At 61.3% G+C, this 18,549-nt stretch carries 20 protein-coding genes; 16 read left to right on the forward strand and 4 right to left on the reverse strand.

The features are described 5' to 3' along the window. Positions 1–3 precede the first annotated feature (3 nt). On the reverse strand, positions 4–405 hold the full coding sequence (hisI, locus tag D5261_RS16690; RefSeq protein WP_119322460.1) for a phosphoribosyl-AMP cyclohydrolase: 402 nt from the start codon (positions 403–405) through the stop codon (positions 4–6). A gap of 33 nt (positions 406–438) precedes the next feature. After that, on the reverse strand, positions 439–972 hold the full coding sequence (locus D5261_RS16695; protein ID WP_119322459.1) for a hypothetical protein: 534 nt from the start codon (positions 970–972) through the stop codon (positions 439–441). Between the two features lie 250 nt (positions 973–1,222). Between D5261_RS16695 and rpsR the strand changes: the two genes are divergently transcribed. The 3 genes from rpsR (at position 1,223) to D5261_RS16710 (ending at position 2,886) form a co-directional block, all read left to right on the forward strand. Beyond that, positions 1,223–1,510 carry a 30S ribosomal protein S18 gene (gene rpsR / locus D5261_RS16700; RefSeq protein WP_119322458.1) on the forward strand — a complete coding sequence of 96 codons (288 nt, stop codon included), beginning with the start codon at positions 1,223–1,225 and terminating at the stop codon, positions 1,508–1,510. A gap of 128 nt (positions 1,511–1,638) precedes the next feature. Then, the gene (locus tag D5261_RS16705; RefSeq protein ID WP_125206070.1) at positions 1,639–2,061 is read left to right on the forward strand and encodes a hypothetical protein; all 423 of its coding nucleotides are present in this window, start codon (positions 1,639–1,641) and stop codon (positions 2,059–2,061) included. Positions 2,062–2,148: 87 nt separating this feature from the next. After that, positions 2,149–2,886, forward strand: a complete 738-nt coding sequence (locus D5261_RS16710; protein WP_119322456.1) for a WecB/TagA/CpsF family glycosyltransferase — start codon at positions 2,149–2,151, stop codon at positions 2,884–2,886. A 64-nt stretch (positions 2,887–2,950) separates the two neighbouring features. Here the strand turns inward: D5261_RS16710 and D5261_RS16715 are convergent, their stop codons facing one another. Together D5261_RS16715 and D5261_RS16720 are read right to left on the reverse strand one after the other, a co-directional pair. Then, complete coding sequence (locus D5261_RS16715; protein ID WP_119322455.1) at positions 2,951–3,154, reverse strand: hypothetical protein; 204 nt, start codon at positions 3,152–3,154, stop codon at positions 2,951–2,953. A gap of 76 nt (positions 3,155–3,230) precedes the next feature. Beyond that, on the reverse strand, positions 3,231–4,334 hold the full coding sequence (locus D5261_RS16720) for a dipeptide epimerase (protein WP_119322454.1): 1,104 nt from the start codon (positions 4,332–4,334) through the stop codon (positions 3,231–3,233). Between the two features lie 323 nt (positions 4,335–4,657). Between D5261_RS16720 and pilM the strand changes: the two genes are divergently transcribed. From pilM to D5261_RS16785, 13 genes are all read left to right on the forward strand, one after another. Then, positions 4,658–6,292 carry a type IV pilus assembly protein PilM gene (pilM, locus tag D5261_RS16725; RefSeq protein WP_119322453.1) on the forward strand — a complete coding sequence of 545 codons (1,635 nt, stop codon included), beginning with the start codon at positions 4,658–4,660 and terminating at the stop codon, positions 6,290–6,292. Between the two features lie 75 nt (positions 6,293–6,367). Next, complete coding sequence (locus D5261_RS16730; protein WP_174721485.1) at positions 6,368–7,414, forward strand: hypothetical protein; 1,047 nt, start codon at positions 6,368–6,370, stop codon at positions 7,412–7,414. 13 nt (positions 7,415–7,427) lie between these two features. Beyond that, complete coding sequence (locus D5261_RS16735) at positions 7,428–8,222, forward strand: hypothetical protein (protein WP_176587332.1); 795 nt, start codon at positions 7,428–7,430, stop codon at positions 8,220–8,222. A 20-nt stretch (positions 8,223–8,242) separates the two neighbouring features. Next, positions 8,243–9,265, forward strand: coding sequence for a hypothetical protein (locus D5261_RS16740; protein ID WP_176587331.1), 1,023 nt, complete (start codon positions 8,243–8,245; stop codon positions 9,263–9,265). A 97-nt stretch (positions 9,266–9,362) separates the two neighbouring features. Further along, the gene (locus D5261_RS16745; protein WP_119322451.1) at positions 9,363–10,109 is read left to right on the forward strand and encodes a hypothetical protein; all 747 of its coding nucleotides are present in this window, start codon (positions 9,363–9,365) and stop codon (positions 10,107–10,109) included. Between the two features lie 168 nt (positions 10,110–10,277). Next, positions 10,278–12,077, forward strand: coding sequence for a type II secretion system protein GspD (locus tag D5261_RS16750; RefSeq protein WP_125206069.1), 1,800 nt, complete (start codon positions 10,278–10,280; stop codon positions 12,075–12,077). Positions 12,078–12,201: 124 nt separating this feature from the next. Continuing rightward, positions 12,202–13,392: a chorismate synthase gene (gene aroC / locus D5261_RS16755; RefSeq protein WP_119322449.1), complete on the forward strand. Its 1,191-nt coding sequence runs from the start codon at positions 12,202–12,204 to the stop codon at positions 13,390–13,392. A 4-nt stretch (positions 13,393–13,396) separates the two neighbouring features. Continuing rightward, positions 13,397–13,966 (forward strand): shikimate kinase, encoded by a 570-nt coding sequence (locus tag D5261_RS16760; protein WP_125206068.1) that lies wholly within the window; start codon positions 13,397–13,399, stop codon positions 13,964–13,966. Further along, a complete protein-coding gene (gene aroB, locus D5261_RS16765; RefSeq protein WP_119322447.1) occupies positions 13,963–15,129 on the forward strand; it encodes a 3-dehydroquinate synthase in 1,167 nt (388 codons plus the stop codon). The genes D5261_RS16760 and aroB overlap by 4 nt, the downstream gene beginning before the upstream one ends. Before the next feature lie 10 nt (positions 15,130–15,139). After that, complete coding sequence (locus tag D5261_RS16770; protein WP_119322446.1) at positions 15,140–15,373, forward strand: hypothetical protein; 234 nt, start codon at positions 15,140–15,142, stop codon at positions 15,371–15,373. A 15-nt stretch (positions 15,374–15,388) separates the two neighbouring features. Beyond that, the gene (locus tag D5261_RS16775) at positions 15,389–17,467 is read left to right on the forward strand and encodes a PASTA domain-containing protein (protein ID WP_119322445.1); all 2,079 of its coding nucleotides are present in this window, start codon (positions 15,389–15,391) and stop codon (positions 17,465–17,467) included. Next, positions 17,464–18,135, forward strand: coding sequence for a ribulose-phosphate 3-epimerase (gene rpe, locus D5261_RS16780; protein WP_119322444.1), 672 nt, complete (start codon positions 17,464–17,466; stop codon positions 18,133–18,135). The genes D5261_RS16775 and rpe overlap by 4 nt, the downstream gene beginning before the upstream one ends. After that, positions 18,132–18,548, forward strand: a complete 417-nt coding sequence (locus D5261_RS16785; RefSeq protein ID WP_119322443.1) for a hypothetical protein — start codon at positions 18,132–18,134, stop codon at positions 18,546–18,548. Before rpe ends, D5261_RS16785 begins: the two co-directional genes overlap by 4 nt. Position 18,549: the final 1 nt, after the last annotated feature.

Consider the following 18,549-nt stretch of genomic DNA (forward strand, 5'->3'; position numbering starts at 1 on the left):
TCGCTAGGATGCCGTCTTATAGACTTCGTCGGGATCGAACTGAGGTTCGGTGATCGTCTTCCAATCTTCGCCGGACGGCTCCGCTTCGCGGTAATAGCAGGTGGGATGCCCGGTGTGGCAGGTCGCGCCGACAGGTTCTGCGAGAACGAGCAGCGAGTCCTCGTTGCAGTTGATGCGGAGCGAGACGAACTTCAGCACGTTGCCGCTGGTCTCGCCTTTGGTCCACAGCTTTTGGCGGGAGCGCTGCCAGAACGTCACCTTGCCGGTGTCCAGCGTTTTTTGCAGCGCTTCGCGGTTCATAAAGCCAAGCATCAGGACATCTTTCGTGTTGACGTCCTGAATCATCGCGGGGACGAGCCCGTCGCCCGTCTTGTCAAATTTGATCTGTTCTAATATCGATGTCATTTCAGTTTCTAACTACCAAGCAAATTCGCATTCTTAAACAAAGTGACGCATCGCGATGGCGGCGATGGTGATCAGTCCCAGCGCGATGGCCGGAGCGCATCCGTTGCCCTTCACGAAGGTCGTACCCTTGCCGATGACGTCATGACGCGGATTGATCTGCGGCGGCGTCTGCGAATAGTCCGGCGCGGTGATGGAGTAGCGCTCGGAAGACTTGCTGTTGCCGCGCCAGACCTGCAAGGACGCTCCGCTGCTGCTGGAGGGATAGTTGGAGGTCAGCTGGAAGATCTGCTCGCCGTCTTCGCTGAGAAGGCGTCCGCCCTGCCAGCGCAGCCAGCTCGCGCCCGCTTCGTCCGTAAACCAGCGGACCGCCTGCCAGGAGGGCGGGCACATCTCGTTGGTGACGGCTTCGGGGTATTTGATCTGCGGAGGAGCGCCCGGGAAGTAGTAGGGGCCAATGTCCAAACGGGTGATGCCGGGACCGTTTTCGTCTTCGGCGATGTGCAGCTGATACATGAAGCCGGTGACGACCTGCTGCGTCTCGACATAAGGGGCCGTTACCGTCGGCATAGCGAATGTGTTCCTCCCAGAAACTAGTATACGCAAAGAAAGGTGGAGCTTTGTTCCAATATTTTATTGTACCTGAAATCGCCGAGGGTTTACGCTCAAAATCTGAGGACTCCGTGGGCGGACTCGATAAAGCCCGCGACTCCGGGATTGACTCTGCTTGGATAAGTATGTTATACTGTTTCGCAGTCTTTTTCAGGGCTTCGCGTCGGCCTGCGTGGGCCGGCTAGGCATCGAAACGAGAGGATATACTATGGCTTACGGTTCGTCCGGCGGCGGGCGCGGCCCGTCGCGTGCAGCGGCGGGCGGAGCCGGCAATAAGAATCGCCGGTTCAAGCGTCGCAAGGTCAGCTATCTGACCATCAATAAAATCACCCAGGTGGACTACAAGAGCGTTACGCTTCTTCGCCAGTTTACCGACGAACGCGGAAAGATCGTCCCACGTCGCCGCTCCGGCGCCACCGCCAAGGAGCAGCGCATGATCGCCATTGCGATCAAGCGCGCCCGTGAGATCGCTCTGCTGCCTTTTGTCAAAGAGTAAGCTTGGTGTTATCACAAAGCCCCGCCGAATACGGCGGGGCTTTATTTTTTTGACTTGTCTTTTGACTCGCGTTATTTGATCGCGCGATCCCCTGCGGCTTTCTCGCGAATCGACCGATAATCCGAGATATGTCCACTGCATTGGCGCACGAATCTTCTCCCGCGGACTCCAATCGGCGGGTTTCTCATCGGCTGCGGCTTGTCTGTACGGCGGTCGTTTGGATGGCTCCCTCCTGCGAGGAGACGCCCTATACGCACACGGATCAGGACGCCGGCATGCGCGTTGTCCAGGTGGACAGCTTGAGCCTGTGCGGCCTTTCCTTTGTTTCACTCCACGCGTATTCCATCGGCGCGCCGGTCTGGATCCGCATTCGCCTCGGCGCCAAGACCTGCCAGTTCAAAGGGGTGGTGCGTCGCGCCGGCGCCGCCGTTCACGCGGGGCGCATGCAGCATGTGTGCGGCGTGCAGTTCACGCGCAGCCAGCAGACCGCGCATGCGGTCGCGGTGGTTTCCAGTTTCATGGAAACGGCGAGCCTTCGCCGCCCCAACTAAATTTCTCTCTCCCCGTTCTTCTCGCGCGTCTTCCCTTTCATTGGCTAAGGCTTGACTCGTCCGGGTTTCTCAGGTAGCATTCAAGCAATGGATAGTGTACATATTCTGGGATTGCGAGTCGACCGCTCCGACATGCCGGGAGCGCTGGCGAGTATTGAGCAATGGATCGGGCAGGGCGACGGGCCGCGTCATGTCGTGACCGCCGACGCCTCCATGGTCGTACTCGCGCACGGCGACCCGGAACTGGCGCGGATCGTGGAGAACGCGGATCTGGTGACCCCGGACGGCGCGGGGATTTTGTGGGCGTCCAAGCTGCTGCGCAGCCAGATCACCAGCAAAGTGTCGGGGGTGGATCTCGTGTCGGAGATGTGCCGCCTGTCGGCGCAGCACGGCTATCGATTGTATTTTTTGGGGGCGGCGCCCGAAGTCGCCGCCGAGGCGGCGCGCAACCTGGAAGCACGATATCCGGGCGCCAAAATCGTGGGCGCGCGGGACGGTTATTTTAAGCCCGAAGAAGAGAATGACGTGATTCAGGCGATCCGGGAAGCGTCCCCGGATGTGCTGTTCGTCGCGTTTGGAATCCCCAAACAGGAAAAATGGATCACGCGACTCAAAGAAGAGCTTGGCGTTCCCGTGTCGCTTGGGATCGGCGGCTCGTTCGATGTATATTCCGGGCGCGTGAAGCGGGCGCCCGTGTGGATGCAGCAGCACGGCCTGGAGTGGCTGTACCGGCTGTACTCTAATCCTAAGAAGATCGCGAAAGTTATGACGCTTCCGCAATTTGCGATCATGACCCTGCGGCAGCGTTTCCTCGGAGCCTCTTAAAATCCGGCGATCTCGAAGAAAAAATTGGCGGCGCGACCAACTCAACTGTTGATTGCGCCGCTTTTTACTTCTTCGGGTCTTTGATGATGATCGGCTTCTGGACGATAATATCGCCGTCCTTTTTTTCCTGCGTCTGGCCGCTGTCGCTGGACGTTATCTGCGCCGTTGTATCGGGCTGATCCGCGCGCGCCGGGCTCGGGCATACGACGACCGCGCCGCCAAGCAGCGCGCCAACCGCCAGTGCTCGCCATGCTGTGGTGTTCTTCATTGTAGGCATCCTCTCTACTTCGTTTATTCCTTAATTAGATGGCGAAAATCGCCATTTTGTTCCATGTTTTTTGAGGCTAGATCTCGTTGTCGGCTTCGAAATAGGTGATTCCCCACCCGAATTCGGGATGCTGGGAGTTGTCGAGCGTAAGTTTATCGCCTTCATTGTGGAATCCTCCCCGCAGGCCGGCGATCGGAGCGAGCAGGTGGTGCGAATCCAGGTCGATAAAGTCGAACGCGCCCGTGCCGCCGGCAATGTGCGCGGCGGCGGCGATCCCCAGGCTTGTTTCCAGCATGCAGCCCAGCATCAAGCCCTTGCCGGCGGCGCGGCATAAGCCGATGATCTCCAGCGCCCCGGAGATTCCGGACTTCATCAGTTTGACGTTGACGCCGTCGACGGCGTCCTGCGCGATCAGTCGGCGCACGCTGTCTGGAGAGCATGCGGATTCGTCGGCGTAGATCGGCACGGAGACGTTTTCGCGCACAAATTTGAGTCCGGCGAGGTCGGACTTGTGGACGGGCTGTTCGATCAGGTCGATGCTTTGCCGGATCGGCTCCAGCGAGCGGGTGAAATCCACGGCGTCTTCGGGCGTAAACGCCTGGTTGGCGTCGATGCGCAGCCGCACTCCGGGCGCGGCGGCGGCGATGTCCATGATGCGCGCACGGTCGGCGTCGTGCCCCTTCGGGTCGCCGACTTTGATCTTCAAGCTGTGGAAGCCCTGCATCGAGGCTTGCGCGGAGAGCTCGGCGGCCTCGGCGGCGGGAACGATCGGCACCGTCATATCGGACACGAGTTCGGCGCGCGCGCCGCCAAAGTGGCGCCACAGCGCCTCGCCGCGCGATTTCGCCCATAAGTCGTAAAGCGCCATCTCCAGGCCGGCGCGCGCGGAGGGGCTGTCGGCGAGGGCCTCGGCGGCCAGCGCCAGGAGCGAGCCGAGATCGTCAATCGGACGGCCGACCAGGGTGGGCGCAAACGCCGACAGCGCCTCGATGACTGTCGGGATCGTCTCGCCCGTCACGTAGGCTACCGGCGCGCTGGCGCCAAGACCGCGCAGATCCGACTGCTCGCACTCGACGATAATCAGCACGTTTTGCGCTTCGTACGCCGTCCGCTGAGCGATCGCAAAGGGCGCGCGCAGGGGCAGTATCCAGGGGGTGATGCGTACGTCGCGAATATCCATAAAAACATTATACCGTAACGTGAAGGTTCCAGGGCGGGGGAGTCTCAATAGAGGATGAAAGTTCAAGAAAAAGGCGGGAAATCCGCCGGCGAACGAGATGTTCGAAATGGGACGTCCGCCAGGCAGCTAAAGAGGCGCATTTGCGCTTGACAATGGTTTGCCGACGTGATACAATCAGTGGCGCATGGAAGCAGGACCCGGCAATATTGCCGTCTTCAATTTCACTGCGCATACCCATTCGCTGTTTTGCTCCACTCTCAGTGCAAATACCTGAACGCCTCTCGAGTGAATTTGTGTTAATCTAGGCGAGGAGTATTGCCACCATGGCCTCAGGTTCAATTGTCGGTCTTGATATCGGCACCCAGCAAATAAAGGTTGTTGAGTTGCGCGCCGGCAAAGGCGGGCTTGTCGCGACCGGCATGGGCATCGCCCCGACCCCCGTCGGGATCATGCAGAACAATATTATTACGGACCCGCGCCTGATGGGGCAGACCATCAAGCAGCTGCTGCGTGAAAGCGGCATCAGCGCCAAGCGCGCCGTCGGAAGCGTCGCCGGTCAGAGCGCGGTCGTGATCCGTATCATCGAAGTCCCCAAAATGACGGACGCCGAGCTGAAGGAAACGATGAAGTGGGAAGTGGAGCGCCACGTCCCCTTCGCTCCCAGCGAGACGATGATCGACTACCAGCCGCTCGAAACAGGCAGCGCGCTGGACGAGACGAATCCCAACATGGAAGTTCTGCTTGCGGTGGCGCAGCAGGATATCGTCAATAATCTCGTCGACACCATGTTCGCCGCCGGCCTCGACCCGATCGCGATCGACATCGAGCCCCTGGCGTCCGGCCGCTCCGTGCTGGACGTCACCGCCGGCCAGCCGGTCGTGCGCAAGCAGCGCTTCATTAACCCGGTGGACGCGCCGTTTGAAAACAACGCTGTTGAAACCGTCGCCCTCGTCAATATCGGCGCCTCCAATACCGATATCTCCATCTTCCAGGATGGTCAGCTCGCCTTCCCGCGCTCCCTTCCCCTTGCTGGAGACAGCCTGACGCGCTCCATCGCGGAAATGATGGGATACACGCTGGATCAGGCCGAGCGCATCAAGCGCGATTACGCCTCCGTTCAGTTGGATCGCATGGCGATCTACACCGGAACGGCGTACGGCGACGACCCGAACTACCAATCCGCGCAGTTTGGCGAAGAGGGCGGGGAGTTTGGCCCGACGGACTCGACTCGCATTTCCGGACGCCGCTCCGCGCGCATTTCCGGCCGCAGCGGACGGATCTCCGGACGGCTGGGCGGCGACGATCTCGGCGCTTTCTCCAATCCCTTTGACCTGAGCATGGATCCGGAGACCGCTTCGGTCGCCGACGATCCGTCCGCGCTCAACCTCGCGAAGCCCGGCGAAACCGACGATATGGATCGCACGCAGCCGATCCCGCGCGGCACGCTGAACCTGGGCCGCCGCGATGAGCCCGGCGATGGAGGCGCGTTCGCGCCGCCGCCGGAGTTCGAAGCCGATCAGGGATTCCTGGGCGGGCCGGCCAGCGACAACGATATCAAAGATCAAGTCTTTGAAGCGATCGCGCCGGTTCTTGGAGAACTCGCCACCGAGCTGCGACGCTCGCTGGACTATTTCCGCAGCCGCGCGCAGGGGCGATCCGTGGACCGCGTGCTTCTGGTCGGCGGTAGCGCCAACCTGCACAACATCGGCGTGTTCCTTCAGAACGAGCTTCAAGTCCCTGTCATTGTCGCGGATCCGTTCGCGGGAATGCAGGTCGCGTCGAAGCACTACGATCCTCAGTACTTACAGTCGATCGCATCTTCGTTCGCAGTCGCGTTCGGTTTGGCGGCTCGTGAATCCGTATTCAACGCCAATCCGCTGCCCAAGAAACCTCGACGCCCGCTGGTGAACCGCAAGGCGGCCGATCCCGTCGACGTCACCAATGTGCCGTTGTCTTAATAGAGGCGCACTCGCCGCGCCGCGACACGGACAGCCGTCCGCAGGCGCGGAGCGCGAGTTGCGAAAAGAACAAGTATGCTTCGAGTAAATCTACTTCCTGGATATGTCGCTCAGCGGCGGTTGACCAAACAGCTGACCGCGATCTTCACTACGGTGTTTATCGCGGCCGTGGCGGGTTTGTCGGCCTTCGCCTTCATCTTCCTGCTTCCTACGAAGATCAAGATGGAGAACGATGCGAGCGCGGCCGAAGCGCTGAAAGCGGAAACCGACGCCGCGAAAACGTCGGCCGCTTCCGTGCGGACCGGCGTTGCTCCGATCGAAGCGAAGCTGAAGTTTGTGACGGACGCACACGAATATAACAAAGAGTGGCCCAAGCTCTATGATACTGTCGCGCGGTACACCGATCCGAAAATGATCTACACGGACGCGACGGTTAGCGGAACGAATCTGAGCATCAAGGCGTACGCCCCCAGCATTGCCGAAGTCGGCCGTTACCTGGAAGCGATCTACAAGGAGCCGGATTTTCAGACGGTTTCCATTGACAAACTTCCCGGCTACCCGGAAGCTGTCGTGAACAAGTATTACCTTGACGGTCGGTTGGTGGGCGTGGGCGCTCCTCCTGTCGCCATTCCGGGATTGCCTGGCGCGGCGGGCGGCGGCGCTCAAGGCGGCGGTGGACGCTCGCTGGGCTCCAGCGGTCCTGGCGGCCCCGGCGGATATCCTGGCTCGCCCGGCGGCGGCGGCGGTTATCCCGGACGAGGCGGCGGCGGTGGAACGACCGTCAACATTGACCCGTCGAATCTTACGGGTGAGCGCGTGGCCACGCTGGATCAAGTGCTTGCGGATCAGATCAACCCGATTGGCACCCCCGCTCAGGTCAGCCGTCAATATCTGCGCGCGATTTCCCGGATCCGTGTCAAGCAGGAGCCGAAGGGCTTTGGCGTCACCATTACCGCTGTGCTGAAGAAGCCGCTGACGCCTCCGGCGCTGCCCGGCGCTGCAGGCGGAGCCACTCCGGCGGGCGGCGGAGCCTATCCTGGCGGCCCCGGCGGTCCTGGCGGTTACCCGGGAGCGCCTCCCGGCGGCGGTTATCCTGGCGGTCCTGCTCGTCCTTCCGCGTAATTAAGGTTTGAACATGCGATTAACACGAATTACGCCACTGGTCGTGGCGATTATTGGAAGCGTTTTGACGATTGCCGCAATTGTCTTGATCGTCTTCTTCCTGATCCAGCCAATCCGTCAGCAAACGGACGCCGCGAGCGCCCGCTTGGACGCGGCGGTGTCCGGCGGCGGTACGCAGCACGATGTGCAGACCGCCAAAGCGGATTTGGTGCTGGCCAACAAGCAGGCGCTTGCGACGCGTCAGGCATGGCATGTGAAGGAAGTGACGCTGATGCCTCCCTTCGATGTCAGCAAGCGCTACAGCGCTTGGCGTCAGCTTTCGCATGAGCTTTCGGAAAATCTTGGACCTTCCCTGGAGCGATGGATGGCGCGCTCCGGCGTTGTGCAGCTGTCGAGCATCTCGATCGCTCCGCCGCCGAGCAGCCCGAACGACATCACCGGCGCTCCGCTCGTCATCCCTGTTTCGGGATCCGATGGCGCGATGTCGGTCGAAGGCGATTTCCGTCGTATCCTCGCGCATCTGGTGAAGTGGAACGATTTCAATCGCCTTGTTATGATCGATAAAGTGGAGCTGCACGGCAACAGTCCGTTCATGCAGTGTAAGTACAACGCTTCGGTCATTATCTTCCCGCAGAACCCGACCACGGTGGACAAGCCGGTTACCTCGGCGGGTACGGGCGCTCCTGGCGGCGGAGCCGGCGGATTTGGCGGACGCGGTCCTGGCGGTTATCCTGGCGCTCCCGGCGGCGGCGGCTATCCCGGCGGCCCGGGCGGCGGTTATCCTGGCGCACGTGGCGGCGGCGGCTAAGAGTAGGTAAGGCAAAAATTATGAATTGGGTTAAAGACAAAAAGAACTTACCAATCGTCGCCGGTCTCGCGGTGCTGATGATTGGAGCCGCGATTGGGGTGACGGTGCTCGTTTCCCAAAACTCGAACAGCCAATCTCCGCCGCCGACGGGAGTGGCGTCCAGCGCTCCCGGCTCCACGTATCCTGGCGGTCCCGGTCGTCCCGGCGCGCCGAGCGCCTACCCGGGCGCTCCCGGATCATCGTATCCCGGCGCTCCTAGCCCCGGCGGCGGCTATCCCGGCGCTCCTGCCCCGGGCGGTTTTGCCGGCGCTCCCGGCGCTCCGGGCAGCGGCTATGGTCCGAGCGTCCCCGGCGCTCCGGCGACGGCGACGGCTGGCGTCGCCGGCAAAACGCCCTCGCCGAACGGAGCTCCGCAGGTTCCCGTCGTGACGGCTCAGACCGTGTCCAAAGGCCCAGATCCTTTCAAGGTTCCTTTCCATCCGCCCATCAAAACGCCGGAGCGAGCTTTGAAAGATCCGATCATCGCCGCCGTGCCGAATACCAAAATTTGGCGTGTTGCTAGCGATCCTACGATTATCAAGCCCGTCGTTCCCAAGGTTCGCCGCATCGCCTCCAATCTTCCGCGCCGTATGGCCGGTGCGCTGATGTCCGACGCGAATGGCGTGTACGCGATCCTGGAGACGAACGGACAAGCGCAGACCGTTCAGCCCGGCGACCGAATCAGTGGCGGCAAAGTTGTTTCGATCCAGAGCGACGCGATCACGGTGCTGACCGATGATAATCAAACCGTGAAAGTTCCGCTGTCGGCGACCTCCACGGGAGGATCTCAGGGCGGCGGCCGCGGCGGCTATCCCGGCGCTCCTGGCGGCGGTTATCCCGGCGGCGGCTATCCGGGCGGTCCCGGTGGGGGGTATCCCGGCGGCCCGGGCGGCGGTTATCCCGGTGGTCCGGGTGGTTATCCTGGCGGCCCCGGCGGCTATCCTGGCGCTCCCGGGGGGTATCCCGGCGGCCCCGGCGGATTTCCGCAGCCTGTCAACGATTAAAATATTGAGTTTGCTTTAGGTTAGGGTATATTGACATTAGTCATATGAACGTTTGTGTCAAAGGTTTCTCTGCGCATAGTGCGCTAAGGTGTGAAATATGAAAAAATCCATTCTCGGAAAGGTTCCCGCTGCTCGGTTCACGGCCGCGGTCGCCGTCGTTCTGATGTCGACCTGCGTCTCCGCGGTCACCCAGCATGCGGCGTTCGCGCAAGATCCGGCCGCTGCGACCAACGCGGACAAAAAGATCTCGCTGAACTTTCAGAACGCTCCCGTTCAGACGGTTCTGAAGACGCTCTTCAACAGTGTTGGCGCCAACAACAGCATCGATCCGGACGTTCAGGGACCTGTCAACGTCACCATGAACAACGTCACCTTTGATGTGGCGCTGCGATCTCTGCTGCGCGCGGCCAATCCGCCGCTGACCTACGATTTGACGGACAACGTCTATCACGTCCGCGTCAAGCGCCGTGATACGCCCGCCACCACTTACACCAATGGAGGCCGCCAGACGGCGACCACCACCACCACTTCCAGCACGACCAGCGACGCCGACAAGCGTCTGTACAAGCTGCCGGTCGATCACATGGACGTCGCCTTCTTGATTTACTTCATTGGAGATCAAAAGGGTATTTCCGTCGTTCCTGCTTATGGCAGTGAGACTCAGAACAGCAGCAATGGCAGCAGCGGCGGTGGCGGCGGCTTCGGCGGCGGCCAGGGCGGCGGCGGCTTCGGCGGTGGCAGCAGCGGCGGCTTCGGCGGCAGCAGCGGCGGCTTCGGCGGCAGCAGCGGCGGCGGCTTCGGCGGCGGCAGCAGCGGCGGCTTCGGCGGCGGCGGTTTCCGCTAAACTTCCCTTACAGCGTTCTCGATGCGCGCCTGTGCGTCGAGAACGCTGTTCCACTCGATTTTTTTTGAAGACATTTGTTGCGGGTGTGCTCTAAATCACTAGTCGACTCCCCTCGCCACTCCGGAAATAATTTGCATGCGCCACGTAGATCGTAAGGAGGATTCCCGAATGGGTTTATATCAAGGGCGATACCAGCACCAACGCCTTTCCAGCCAAGCAGGCTGGAGACAAGGTGTCGCCAAGGCCGGATTGACGTGTGCCGTCACAGGTCTTCTGTTTACTGCCGGATACATGCCGACGCATGAAGGCTGGCGCAGCTGCGTGGGCGCGGCGTATGGGGAATCGCTGACGGCCGGCAAGTCTATCGATTTAGAGCTGGCCGATGCGGACCTGCAAATGGTCGTGGGACTTCTGCAGCGCAAGACCGGCGCGGAAATCGTCGTCCAAAGCGGCGACAAGCCTTTCAGCAAGGTCAACGTCAACTTGACGCACGCCTCGCTTGAGAAAGCCCTGCGCAATGTCGCGCTGAGCGCCAACGCAGTGCTAAGCCGCGACAATGACGGCGTTTATATTTTACGTCCCGCGCAGAACGGCGCTTCTGGGAACGTGGATGGTGAGACTCCGGTCGGATCCGCCGTTTCCTATCGCCCAAATTCTCAGATGCCCGCCCAGGCTGAAAAACTGAGCGATGTCGATCTGCATTGGTACAAGATCGTACTGCAATACGCTGTCCCGCGAGACGTGCTTCATTTGACCGGCTGGGACGACAATCCGCGTGAGGTCCGTCCCTTCGAAGTCCGAACTCCCACCTATAGCGCTAATACCTCCAACAACGCCGGCGTTGTAACCATGAACGGCGATTCGGTCATTCCTCCTTCCGTTCAGGCAGGGCAGGGCGGTATTGGCGCGGATGCGGCAAATCGTTCCGTGCAGACCGATGACGCCAATCAAGCGCACCAGTTCCCAGGCGGCGGCGGTGGCGGCTTCGGTGGCGGCGGCGGCGGCTTCGGTGGTGGCGGCGGCGGCTTTGGCGGCGGTGGCGGCGGCTTTGGCGGCGGCGGACGAGGCGGCATCGGCGGTGGTGGACTGGGCGGGCAGAATGGCGCGGCTCAGCTTCCCGAGGGCGTCAACAAAATCATTGCCCTGCAAGCCGACAACTCGCTGCTCATCCAAGCGACTCCCGAAGCCTATCAGCGTATTCGCGAGATCGTCAAGAACATCGATATCGCGCCTCGACAGGTACAGATCAAGGTTGAGTTTATTACGGCTCAGGTCAACGATGTAGACCAGTTCGGCATCAACTTTGACTTCCTGCCGTATCCGGGCATTTCCGCGGACGCTCCGCTGGGAACCGGCAAGGCGTCGAGTTACGGTATCAGCATTGCTTCTGGCAACCTGGTCGCCGAGCTGCGCGCGAACTTGAGCAACGGCCGCAGCAAGACGATCCAGTCGCCGGTTATCACGACGACGAACAACGTCCAAGCGACGATCTTCCAAAACCAGCAGATCCCGTATACCACGTCGACCAATATTGTTGGAAACAACACGAACACAACAAACACGACGACGCAGTTCCTGCAGGTCACGACCCAGCTTTCGGTCACTCCTCGTATCAACAACGATGATACCGTGACGCTGGCGCTATCGCCGCAGATCTCCACGCCTGGCGCGGCTGTCGCCGGCTCGCCGCCTCCGGTCACCACGCAGGGTATCCAGGCGCTGCGCACCATTCACAGCGGCGAAACGATGGTTCTGGGCGGATTGATCAATAACTTTGATACCTCCACCTCCCAGAGAATTCCGATTTTGTCGGACCTGCCGATTATCGGCTCGCTTTTCCGCAACCGCGATAAGTCGGTTACGAATAGCGAACTCCTGATTTTCGTCACTCCCACGATTTTGGATTACGCTGGAAACGCCACGGCTGGCGCGGTGGGCCCCAACGCCCCCGGCTCCGTGACCCCGTAATTTTCGCATCGACGCAAACGCCCCTTTCCATACTGGAAAGGGGCGTTTTTTTGCGATTCCCGCGAGTGTAGGGTATAATGTCGCTCACCGATTACTAATTTTTCACTTTGGGAGATTTCCTCCATTGTTTCGTTTTCTGACAGCGGGCGAGTCCCATGGCCCCGCTTTAACTACAATTATCGAAGGCGTTCCCGCAGGGCTTGGGGTCACGGCCGATCCCATCAATTTGCAGCTGAAACGGCGCCAAGGCGGCTATGGACGCGGCGCGCGTCAAAAAATTGAAACCGACACCGTCGAATTTCTCTCTGGAGTTCGTTTTGGTCGGGCGCTTGGCAGCCCGATCACCATGGTTGTCCGCAACCGCGACTGGGCGAACTGGACGACGAAGATGTCCATTGAACCCCTGCCCGAAGGTGAACAGGAGACTGCAGCGATCAATGTGCCGCGTCCTGGACACGCCGATTACGCGGGCATGATGAAGTACGATCACGACGATCTGCGCAACGTTCTGGAGCGCTCCTCGGCGCGCAACACGGCGACAGTTGTTGCTGTCGGCGCCGTTGCCCGTCTGCTGCTGGCGGAGTTCGGAATCGAAGTGGCGTCGCATGTCGTCAACATCGGCGGAATCAAAGTGAGCGGCGACAATATCGATCTGCGCCAGGTTGCCGCGCTTTCGGAAGACAGCCCGGTGCGCGTCGCCGACAAGGACGCGGAGCAAAAGATCATCACGGCGATCGACGAAGCCAAGTACCGAGGGGACACCCTCGGCGGCGTCTTTGAAGTGGTCGTGCTTGGCCTGCCGGTTGGGCTTGGATCCTATGTTCACTGGGATGAGCGGATCGACGGCAAATTGGCGCAGGCGCTCATGAGCATCCAGGCGATCAAGGGCGTCGAGGTCGGCATGGGATTTGGCGTCGCCGATGTTCCCGGTTCGCAGGTTCACGATCCGTTCTTTTATGAGGGCGGCTCCGACGCCCATTACCGGCGCGGCTCCAATAACGCCGGCGGAACCGAGGGCGGCATGTCGAACGGCGAACCTCTGGTCATCCGGGCCGCCATGAAGCCGATCCCCACATTAATGAAGCAACTTCCCTCCGTCAATCTCCAAACAAAGGAAGGAGTGCCCGCCTTCGCCGAGCGCTCCGACGTTTGCGCTGTACCGGCCGCTTCGGTGGTCGGGGAGGCGATGGTCGCAATCGTACTGGCTCAGTTGATGCGCCAGAAGTTTGGCGGCGACAGCATCGGTCAGATGCGGGCAAGCTACGAGAGTTATAGGAAGACTGTTGCGGATCGCACCGCGCAGCCGGTCGGATAAGTCGTTGCATACGTCCCCTTCGCCGCGAAATTTGGTGCTGATCGGATTTATGGGCACAGGCAAAAGCGCCATCGGTCGCGCGATCGCTCGGGGCCTTTCCGTCCGTCATCTCGACACGGACTGCGAGATCGAGCGGCGGTTCCAGATGGATATCCCGCGTATCTTCGCCGAACATGGCGAGGCGGCGTTTCGCTCCGCCGAGCAGGACGTGCTGCGCCGGCTGACACAGCGTGGATCGCCCGCCGCCGCGCCGCCCCGTCTCGTGATTTCGACAGGCGGAGGCACGCCGATGCGCGAAGAGAATGTTGAGCTGCTTCGCGAGATCGGTCAGATCGTCTGGCTGTCCGCGCCGATCGCTACGGTCCTTCAGCGCGTTGGCCGGAACCTCAAGCAGCGTCCGCTGCTTGCCGGTCACCAGGACAACCCGCAGCAGCGAATCCGGCAATTGATGGCGGAGCGCGAACCGCGCTACGCCTCGCTCGCCGAGCTTCGCGTCGATACATCTCCGTTTGCAAGCCCCAAAGACGCAGCCGCGCATATTATTTCATTGCTGCAGCAAAATGAGGACATATGAGGAAAAAGAAGAACCAGCTGGATGTCAATGCGGACATCAAGGCGACCGCCTTACACAGCTATGACGTCCATTTGGATCTAGGATCGCGCGCTTACGATATCCTTGTGGAGCGTGGATTATTAGCCCGCGTTGGCGAGGAAGTTTCAAAGCGCGTGGCCGGGGGAGATCCCGCCGGCCGCGTCGCCGTCGTCATTACCAATCCCAAAGTCGAGCTGTACCATGGCAGGGTGGTGATGGACAGCCTGACGGCGGCCGGTTTCCGCGTCGTCCCGGTGGTGCTGGCTGCGGGTGAGACGTACAAAACGCTTCAAACGGTGCGCCGGCTTTATAAGATCTTCCATGCCGAGCAGCTGGACCGCCGAGCGATCGTCGTGGCGCTGGGCGGCGGTGTGATCGGCGATGTCGCCGGCTTTGCGGCGGCGTCCTACAATCGCGGCCTCGACTTCGTGCAGGTCCCGACGACGCTTCTGGCGCAGGTCGACAGCAGCGTCGGCGGCAAGACGGGGGTCAACTTCGACAACGCGAAGAACCTGATCGGCGCCTTCTATCAGCCGAAGCTTGTCATCATCGATCCGGATACCCTGCGCTCGCTGCCGATTCGCGAGAGGCGGTCGGGGCTGGCCGAAATTATCAAGTATGGTATAATTTACGACAAGCCGTTCTTCGATCTGCTGGAGCGTGAAGTCGGATCGCTCCTGCGCCTTTCCTCCGCGCAGCTGGAGTATGCGATTTCGCGGTCGTGCGAGATCAAGGCCCGCGTCGTCGAGCAGGACGAGCGTGACGAAGGCGTGCGCGCCATTCTGAACTACGGACATACCGTCGGCCACGCGCTCGAATCGATCACGCATTATCGGGTTTACCGGCATGGCGAAGCGATCGCCATCGGCATGGTGTCCGCGGCGCTCATTGGGGAGGAGCTTGGTCTGTCGTCCCCGGAAGACACGGATGCGATTATCCGTATCTTTACCAGCGCGGGCTTCCACGTTCATCTGGGCGAGGAGATCGCCGTCGGCGGCGTGATGCGTCTGCTGTCCTGGGATAAGAAGGCTGTGGACGGCACCGCGCGCTTTGTGCTGATGGAGAAGCTGGGCAAGGTCACTCCGGGACACAACGTCCCGCCGGATGTGATCCGACGAGCATTGGAGCGACAGCAGGCGTTGTGAGGCGTCACTCGTGAAAACTTCGATTCCGTTAGCCGCCGACATCGCCCTCACGGTCTGGGTCGTGACTGTCGCCGTTGTGTATTTTGGGGGGTACTTTGCCCCTAACTCCATCGGAATCTGGACCGGGCATGCGATCGTCGTTTACGCCCTGATGCTTCTGGCGTCGGTCGGCGTGCTGGCGACGAAGTTTTTAGCGGCTTCGGACGATAAAAAACGCAGCGCCGATTCCGACGTGTCGGATTGAAGGAGAGCTGTCCTCTTGGCCGCTGAAGTAATCAACACGCGCTACGAAATCATTGAAACAATCACGGCGCCCGGCGCGCGTGAAATCGCGTCGTACAAAGCGCGTGACATTCGTGAAGGCCGTGTTGTGGCGCTGACCGTCGTTCGCGCTTCGGCGGCCGCCGCCGTGCCCAATCTGGCGGCGCGCCTGCGTGAGGCGATCTCCGGCATTTCGCATCTGAACGCCTCCGGAATCTCCCGTATTTCCTCCGTCGAAAGCGCAAGCCCGGGCGACGACATCGTGCTTGTCGGCGAATATTTGCGCGGCATCACGCTGCGCGAGCGTATTCGGCGGGTTGCGCCTTTCTCACAGGCGGTCGCGACCGATATCGCCATCGCTATCTGCGAGGCTCTTGTCGCCGCACACGCGCTGAACATCACGCATGGCCATTTGACCCCCGATAACGTGATCCTGAGCCCCGAAGGCCAGATCAAGATCGGCGGCTTCCAAACGGCCGCTATCCTCAGCCTGATCTCGCCGGAGCCGGAAACGGCCTCCGCGTATCAGGCGCGCGATCTGCCCGGCGCTTCAGCCTTTTCCGCGGACCTTTACTCCCTCGGCGCCATTCTTTTTGAGATGCTTACGGGAAAAGCGCCGGAGCCGGCGTCGGCGCCCGTTTCGCCGCGAAGCCTGAACCCCGCGATCCCTGTCGCGCTGGACGGCGTGACGCTCAAAGCGCTGCAGCCGTCTCCGAACGCTCGCTATGCGACGGCCGCCAAAATGCTCGCGGATCTCCAGCTGATCCGCGAGGCGCTGAAGTCGGGTAAATCGCTGAACTGGTCTCCGCTGGACGATAAGAAGCCGACCCCGGCTGGGACAGGGTTTTCCTTTGCTCCCCGGCAGGCCGTGGCGGTGGCTCCCGCGTCCGGAGCGCTGGAGGAAGCCGCCGAAGAACTGGATGAGGAACGAATGCGTAAGGTGGAACGCGAACCGGCCAGCGCGCTCGACATCGCGCTGAAGATCCTTTTTGTGATTGTCATACTGGGTGTGATCGGCCTTGTTTGGTCGGGGCGCAATTTTCTCGCCGTCCCCAGCGATGTCAGCGTGCCGAGTCTGATCGGAAAGACCGTGGACGACGCCAAGCGGCTTGCCCAGCAGCAGAACTTCGCCTTGGTGGAGGGCGGCTCGGACTTCAGCACGAAGTGGCCGGAAAACCAGATCTATTCGCAGAGCCCCATCGCCGGATCCATGATCAAGGCGGGGAAGGCCGTGACGTACTATCGGAGTAAAGGTCCGCGCCTGCTGACCGTTCCCGATCTAGTGGGGCTGACCCAGGAACGCGCCGGTCGAGCCCTGCGCGAAGCCAGTCTTCCCGCCGGCACCGTGGCGGAGCAGTTCAGTGAAACCGTCGCGGCGGGCGTTGTGATCAGTCAGACGCCCGATGCGGGCTCCAACGCGCCGCGCTACACGGCCGTCAATTATATCGTCTCCAAGGGCAAGCAGCCGCCGGACCTCGTCGGCAACCTTCAGGCCAATCCGACATCGCCGACAACGGTGGACATCACCTGGAATAAATCTGCTCGGGCGACGTCCTACACCGTTTCGCGCGTGGACGACGGCATCGTCAAAGTCATCGCGCAGGGCCTGCCGGACGCGAAGTATTCGGACACGAACCTCACGCCGGACACGTCGTACTCCTATATCGTGGACGCCGTAAACAGCGTGGGCGACTCTGGACCGAGCGAGCCGGCGCTGGCGATCACGCCGCCCAAGGTCGCGACGCCGCCGGTGATGGGCAATGTGGACGTGGCGCCCTCGGATAACAATGGCGCCACCGACGTCACCCCGCCGGATTCCGCCCCCACGGGGACGGCCGGCGCCGACCAATCTCCGGCGCGCATGCGCCAGTTCACGCTGGCGTTCCGGATGCCGCGCCATCCGCGCGGCTCGCGCCACGTTCAGTTTGAAGTGCAGGACGCCACGGGGACAACGCTGGTATACGATGAGATGCACAACGCCGGCGACCGGGTCAGCACGCCGGTCACGGGCTTTGGCAATAAGATAATTTTTCGGATCTTTCTGGACGGCAAGTTAATTAAGCAGCAAACACTATGAGCATCAAAATCGCTCCGTCAATACTTTCCGCGGACTTCGGCGCATTCGCGGACGCCGTCGTGGAGCTCTCGGAGGCTAAGGCCGATTATATCCATATCGATGTGATGGATGGGCACTTTGTCCCCGTGATCACCTTCGGCTCGCAGCTCGTGTCCGCCATTCGCCCGGTGACCTCCACGCCGTTCGACGTGCACCTTATGATTGAAAACGCGGAGCGTTTTATCCCGGACTTCGTCAAGGCGGGAAGCAACATGGTGACGGTGCATCCCGAATCGACCGTGCATCTGCACCGCCTGGTCCATCAGATCAAAGATCTGGGGGCGCGGCCCAGCGTGGCCCTGAACCCGTCAACGCCGATCACCGCCATCGAATGGGTCCTGAGCGATATCGATCGTGTTCTCGTGATGACGGTCAATCCCGGCTTCGGCGGCCAGGCGTTTATTCCCGAAATGCTGCAAAAGATCCGTTCCCTGGCCGAATGCCGCGCCGCGAACGGTCTGCGTTTTGAAATCGCGGTAGACGGCGGCGTGAACGCCGACACCGCGCCGCTGGTGGCGCGCGCCGGGGCGGATGTCCTGATCGCCGGGAGCGCCGTGTTCCACCATCCTGAAGGGGTGGGGGCCGCGATGGATGAGCTGCGCAAGGGCGCGGCGGCGGTCCGCGCGTGACGACGCGTATTATCCTCTGCGTCTGCCTGGTCGCGGCGGCGGCCTACGGGGCTTACGAAATCCGCTTCTGGCGCACGAGCCAGGGGCGCCAGTTGATCTCACCGCGCCAGCGCGTCCTGCGCTCGATCGGTTTGTTTCTCCTGCTCGCCGCGATGGGGCTGTGGCTCGGCGGCACGTATCTGCCGGTCCCGCTCAAACATGGCCCGGTCGCGACACGCGCGGAGCGCGCCGCAGCCCTGCGATACCTGGCTTACTGGACTCTGACGGCGCTGACCGCGCTTCCGCTGATCCCTCTGGCGCTGCTGGACGCTCGCGCGAACATTCAGCAGGTTCAGGGGGATGTCCAGGAAGTCGCGGAGGAGCGACGGCGTCTGAAACAGGAAGCCTCGGCTTCTAATCTTCCGGAGGATTGAT

It is taken from the genome of Capsulimonas corticalis, from assembly GCF_003574315.2.
GTDB lineage: Bacteria > Armatimonadota > Armatimonadia > Armatimonadales > Capsulimonadaceae > Capsulimonas > Capsulimonas corticalis.